This window comes from Pseudomonas sp. AGC41, assembly GCF_057334555.1.
The window spans coordinates 20,628-25,642 of record NZ_JBHFJB010000087.1; the positions used below are offsets into that span (position 1 = coordinate 20,628).

Consider the following 5,015-nt stretch of genomic DNA (forward strand, 5'->3'; position numbering starts at 1 on the left):
CCCCCCCCCCCCCCCCCCCCCCCCCACAGGGGGGAGATGGCAAATCGTCGATTGGCGTCAGGCCTTGCCCCGAATCACCGCCCGCAAGGCAAACCGGTTCGGGTGGCAGGCCTCGGCAACGCTTCGCGGTAGCGGCAGGGGTTCATCGTCCAGCCAGGCGGCGATCAGCTCGCCGGCCAGCGGCGCGGTGATCAGACCTCGCGAGCCGTGGCCGCTGTTGACGTACAGGCCGTCGAGCCAGGGGCACGGCGTATCGGGCACTTGGCGGGCGTCCTTGCCCAGGGCCGCGTAGGTTTCGACGAACGCCCGGCTGTCAGCCAGCGGTCCGACAATCGGCAGGTAGTCGGGGCTGGTGCAACGGAACGCCGCGCGGCCTTCGAGGCGCTGCGGATCAAGGGTGTCGGCGTTCAGGCGGTCCACCAGGTCGTGGGAGATTTCTTCGAGCATTCGCAGGTTGCCGGCGTGCTCGGCGGCGGTGGGGGTCAGGTCATCGCTGTGGAAATCGAAGCTGGCGCCCAGGGTGTGCTCGCCCATTCGCGACGGCGCCACATAGCCTTCGGCGCAGACCACTGTCGCCAGGCTTTGACTGCGGGCGGTTTGCGCCAGGCGGGTGATCTGCCCGCGAATGCGCTTGAGGGGTAACTCGGCGGCCGGTTCGAAGCGTTTGATCTCGGCGGCGCTGGCGAGGATTGCCACCGGGGCGCTGGCCAGGCAACGTTTACCATCCCAGGCCTGCCATTGGCCGTCGACGCGCCGCAGTTCAAGCACCTCGCGATGTGGCTGCACGTCAATCGCCGCCGCCGAAGCGTGCCAGCGACACAGGGCTGGCGGGTGTACCCAGCCGCCTTCGGGATAGAACAGGCCGCCACCGGCCAGGCCGATGCCGGACTGCACCTCGGCTTCGGCGCGATCGACAATTCGCAGCAGACCGGTTGGAAACGCCTCGGCCAGTTGGCGCTGGCGCTCGCCTTCCTTCTCGTTGAAAGCCAGCTGCAAGACTCCGCATGCGTCCCAGTCGAGGCCGCGTTGCAGGTTTTCGAGCAGGCGCCGGGTGTAGCCGAAACCGCTGAGGATCATCTGCGACAACGCCGTGCCGTGGGCCGACAACTTGAGGTACAGCACGCCCTGGGGGTTGCCGGACGCTTCCTCGGCCAACCCGGCGTGACGCTCCAGCAAGGTCACCCGCCAGCCGCGGGCCGCGAGGCTCGCTGCACTGGCGCTACCGGCCAGGCCGCCGCCGATCACCAGCGCATGGCGTTCGCCAGCCGGCGGGGCGGGGCGCGCGTACCAGGGTTTGGCCGGGGCGGGTTTGGGCACCTGGTCCGGCCAACCGAGAAATACCCCACGGAGAATTTCCCACTTGTGGCCGATGCCCGGGGTGCGCTTCATCTTGAAGCCCGCCGCATTGAGCAGCCTGCGCACCCAACCGGTGCTGGTGAAGGTGCTGAGGGTGGCGCCGGGGGCTGCCAGCCGCGCCAGTTCGGCGAACAGCTCGGCGGTCCACATCTCCGGGTTTTTCGCCGGGGCAAAACCGTCAAGGAACCAGGCGTCGATCTGTCCGTCCAGCTGCGGCAGTTGCTCCAGGGCATCGCCAATCAACAGGGTCAATGTCACTCGCCCGCCCGCCAGGGTCATGCGCTGGAAGCCTTGGTGAATCGCGACGTACTGCTCAAGCAATTGATCAGCCTGGCGCTTGAGCTCCGGCCACAGGGCCAGGGCTCGACGCAGATCCTCGGGGCTCAGGGGGAATTTTTCGACGCTGACGAAATGCAAGCGCGCCCCGGTCGGTGCGCATTCTTCGAAAAGCTGCCAGGCGCAGAGAAAATTCAGCCCGGTGCCAAATCCGGTTTCGCCGATCACCAGCCGTCCGTGCTCCGCCAGCCCGGCAAAACGCTCGGCCAGGTTGTTCTGCGCAAGGAACACGTAGCGGGTTTCCTCCAGGCCCGAGCGGTCGGAGAAATACACGTCGCCGAAAACCCGGGAGCGGGGGCGACCCTGGTCATCCCAGTCGAGTTGGGCGTGGTGCTGGATGGGCGTCATGGTGGGCTCGGTCAAAACAAGGTGGCCATTCTAGCCGATCAGCGCGGCAATGCTTGATCCACGGCAAGCGTGGGCACGTCTGAAGGGAATCTGCTGCGCAGCGGCGTATCCAATCCGCTAGTCTTGCCCCATTCCTGGAAGGAGCTGTCCATGTTCGAATCCGCTGAAATCGGTCACGTCGTCGACAAAGAAACCTATGAAGCCGAGGTGCCGGCATTGCGTGAAGCGTTGCTCGAAGCTCAGTACGAGTTGCATCAGCAAGGCCGCTTCCCGGTGATCATCCTGATCAACGGCATCGAAGGCGCGGGCAAGGGCGAGACGATAAAGCTGCTCAACGAGTGGATGGATCCGCGGCTGATCGAGGTGCGCACCTTCGACCAGCAGACCGACGAGGAACTGGCGCGGCCGCCGGCCTGGCGCTATTGGCGGATGCTGCCGGCCAAGGGGCGGATGGGGATCTTTTTTGGCAACTGGTACAGCCAGATGCTCCAGGGGCGAGTGCATGGCGAGTTCAAGGACCCGCGGCTCGATCAGGCGATCAACGGCGCCGAGCGCTTGGAGAAGATGCTCTGCGATGAAGGCGCGCTGATCTTCAAGTTCTGGTTCCACCTCTCCAAGAAGCAGATGAAGGCCCGTCTGAAAAATCTCAAGGACGACCCTTTGCACAGCTGGCGTATCAGTCCGTTGGACTGGCAGCAATCCCAGACCTACGACAAGTTCGTCAAATACGGCGAGCGCGTGCTGCGCCGCACCAGTCGCGACTACGCACCCTGGCATGTGATCGAGGGCGTGGATGCCTGTTATCGCAGCCTGGCGGTCGGGCAGATTTTGCTCGAAGGGCTGCGCCAGGCCCTGGACCGACCGAAGATCAGCCCGGAGAAGGTCAACGTGGCGCCGTTGCCGGCACTGGACGACCAAGTGACCTTGCTCGACAGCCTCGACATGACGCTACGCCTGGACAAGGCCGATTATGAGGAGCAGTTGATCACCGAGCAGGCCCGCTTCGCCGGGCTGCTGCGGGACAAACGCATGCGTCGGCATGCCCTGGTGGCGGTGTTCGAAGGTAACGACGCGGCGGGCAAGGGTGGGGCGATCCGTCGGGTCGCGGCGGCGCTCGATCCGCGTCAGTACAGCATCGTGCCGATTGCCGCGCCCACCGAGGAGGAGCGCGCCCATCCCTACATGTGGCGTTTCTGGCGGCACATTCCGGCGCGGGGCAAGTTCACCATGTTCGACCGCTCCTGGTACGGGCGGGTGCTGGTGGAGCGGGTCGAAGGCTTTTGCAGCCGCGCCGATTGGCTGCGGGCCTACGGTGAAATCAACGACTTCGAAGAACAGCTGGCCGATGCCGGCGTGGTGGTAGTGAAGTTCTGGCTGGCCATCGACAAGGAGACCCAATTGAAGCGCTTCCAGGAGCGCGAGGAAATCCCCTTCAAGCGTTTCAAGATCACTGAGGACGATTGGCGCAACCGTGACAAGTGGGATGCCTATCGGTCGGCGGTCTGCGACATGGTTGATCGCACCAGCACCGAAATATCACCGTGGACCCTGGTCGAAGCGAATGACAAGCGTTGGGCCCGGGTCAAGGTCTTGCGTACGCTCAACGACGCGCTGGAGGCCGCGTTCGAACGTTCTGCCAGGCAGGCGCGCAAAAAGAAATAGGCCGATGGCGGCGCATACGCGGGGTGAATGATTGTCGCGTTCGGTTATGGGCTGGATTTATCCTCGAATCCACTCCTGAACCGATAACAACAATGAGGTATCCGCGATGCGTGAAGTGGTGATCGTCGACAGCGTACGGACCGGCCTGGCCAAGTCCTTTCGCAGCAAGTTCAACATGACCCGCCCGGACGACATGGCGGCTCATTGCGTCAACGCGTTGCTGGCGCGTAACGACATCGACCCGGCCAGCGTCGAGGACTGCATCGTCGGCGCCGGCTCCAATGAAGGCGCCCAAGGCTACAACATCGGGCGCAACGTAGCGGTGCTCTCGCAGCTGGGCATCGGCACGGCCGGGATGACGCTGAACCGCTTCTGTTCCTCGGGCCTGCAAGCCATCGCCATCGCCGCCAACCAGATCGCCTCCGGCTGCAGCGAGATCATTGTCGCCGGTGGCGTGGAATCCATCAGCCTGACGATGAAAAGCGTCAACACCGACAACCTGATCAATCCCTTGCTCAAGGAGCAGCTGCCGGGGATCTACTTCCCGATGGGCCAGACCGCCGAGATCGTCGCGCGCCGTTACCAGGTCAGCCGTGAGGAGCAGGACCGCTACGCCTTGCAGAGCCAGCAGCGCACGGCCCGAGCCCAGGCAGCCGGGTTGTTCGACGATGAAATCGTGTCGATGGCCGTGAAGTACCGGGTCGAGGACAAGACCACTGGTGCGGTGCAGATCGTTGACGGCGTGGTTGAGCGCGATGATTGCAACCGCCCCGATACCACTTACGAAAGCCTGGCCGGGCTGAAACCGGTGTTCGCCGAGGACGGCTCGGTAACGGCGGGCAACTCTTCGCAGTTATCCGACGGCGCCTCGATGACTCTGGTGATGAGCCTGGAAAAAGCCCTGGCGCTGGGGCTCAAGCCCAAGGCCTTTTTCCGCGGCTTTACCGTGGCCGGCTGCGAGCCGGACGAGATGGGCATCGGCCCGGTGTTCTCGGTGCCCAGATTGCTCAAGGCCAAGGGTTTGCAGATCAGCGATATCGATTTGTGGGAGCTCAACGAGGCGTTTGCGTCCCAGTGCCTGTACAGCCGCAATCGGTTGGAGATCGATAACGAAAAATACAACATCAACGGCGGCTCGATTTCCATCGGCCACCCGTTCGGCATGACCGGCTCGCGGCAGGTAGGGCATCTGGTGCGGGAGTTGCAACGGCGCCGCCTGCGCTACGGCATCGTGACCATGTGCGTGGGCGGCGGGATGGGGGCGACGGGGCTGTTCGAGGCGGTCAGATAAGCGCCGCCCAAGCCTTCTGGCG

Annotated in this window: 3 protein-coding genes; 2 read left to right on the forward strand and 1 reads right to left on the reverse strand. The window is 64.3% G+C overall.

Features of this window, described 5'->3' with window-relative positions; all coding sequences use genetic code 11:
- Positions 1 to 57: 57 nt before the first annotated feature.
- On the reverse strand, positions 58 to 2,040 hold the full coding sequence (gene mnmC, locus ACE04F_RS15775) for a bifunctional tRNA (5-methylaminomethyl-2-thiouridine)(34)-methyltransferase MnmC2/FAD-dependent 5-carboxymethylaminomethyl-2-thiouridine(34) oxidoreductase MnmC1 (protein ID WP_486108079.1): 1,983 nt from the start codon (positions 2,038 to 2,040) through the stop codon (positions 58 to 60).
- A gap of 150 nt (positions 2,041 to 2,190) precedes the next feature.
- On the opposite strand from mnmC, the gene pap reads away from it, so the two are divergent.
- Both pap and ACE04F_RS15785 read left to right on the forward strand, forming a co-directional pair.
- On the forward strand, positions 2,191 to 3,702 hold the full coding sequence (gene pap, locus ACE04F_RS15780; protein WP_486108081.1) for a polyphosphate:AMP phosphotransferase: 1,512 nt from the start codon (positions 2,191 to 2,193) through the stop codon (positions 3,700 to 3,702).
- A gap of 106 nt (positions 3,703 to 3,808) precedes the next feature.
- Positions 3,809 to 4,993: a thiolase family protein gene (locus ACE04F_RS15785; RefSeq protein ID WP_486108083.1), complete on the forward strand. Its 1,185-nt coding sequence runs from the start codon at positions 3,809 to 3,811 to the stop codon at positions 4,991 to 4,993.
- Positions 4,994 to 5,015 lie beyond the last annotated feature (22 nt).

Excerpts from the sequence above, each read along its gene's own strand:
- mnmC (WP_486108079.1), bottom strand. The coding sequence starts at position 2,040 with ATGACGCCCATCCAGCACCACGCCCAACTCGACTGGGATGACCAGGGT.
- pap (WP_486108081.1), top strand. The coding sequence starts at position 2,191 with ATGTTCGAATCCGCTGAAATCGGTCACGTCGTCGACAAAGAAACCTAT.
- ACE04F_RS15785 (WP_486108083.1), top strand. The coding sequence starts at position 3,809 with ATGCGTGAAGTGGTGATCGTCGACAGCGTACGGACCGGCCTGGCCAAG.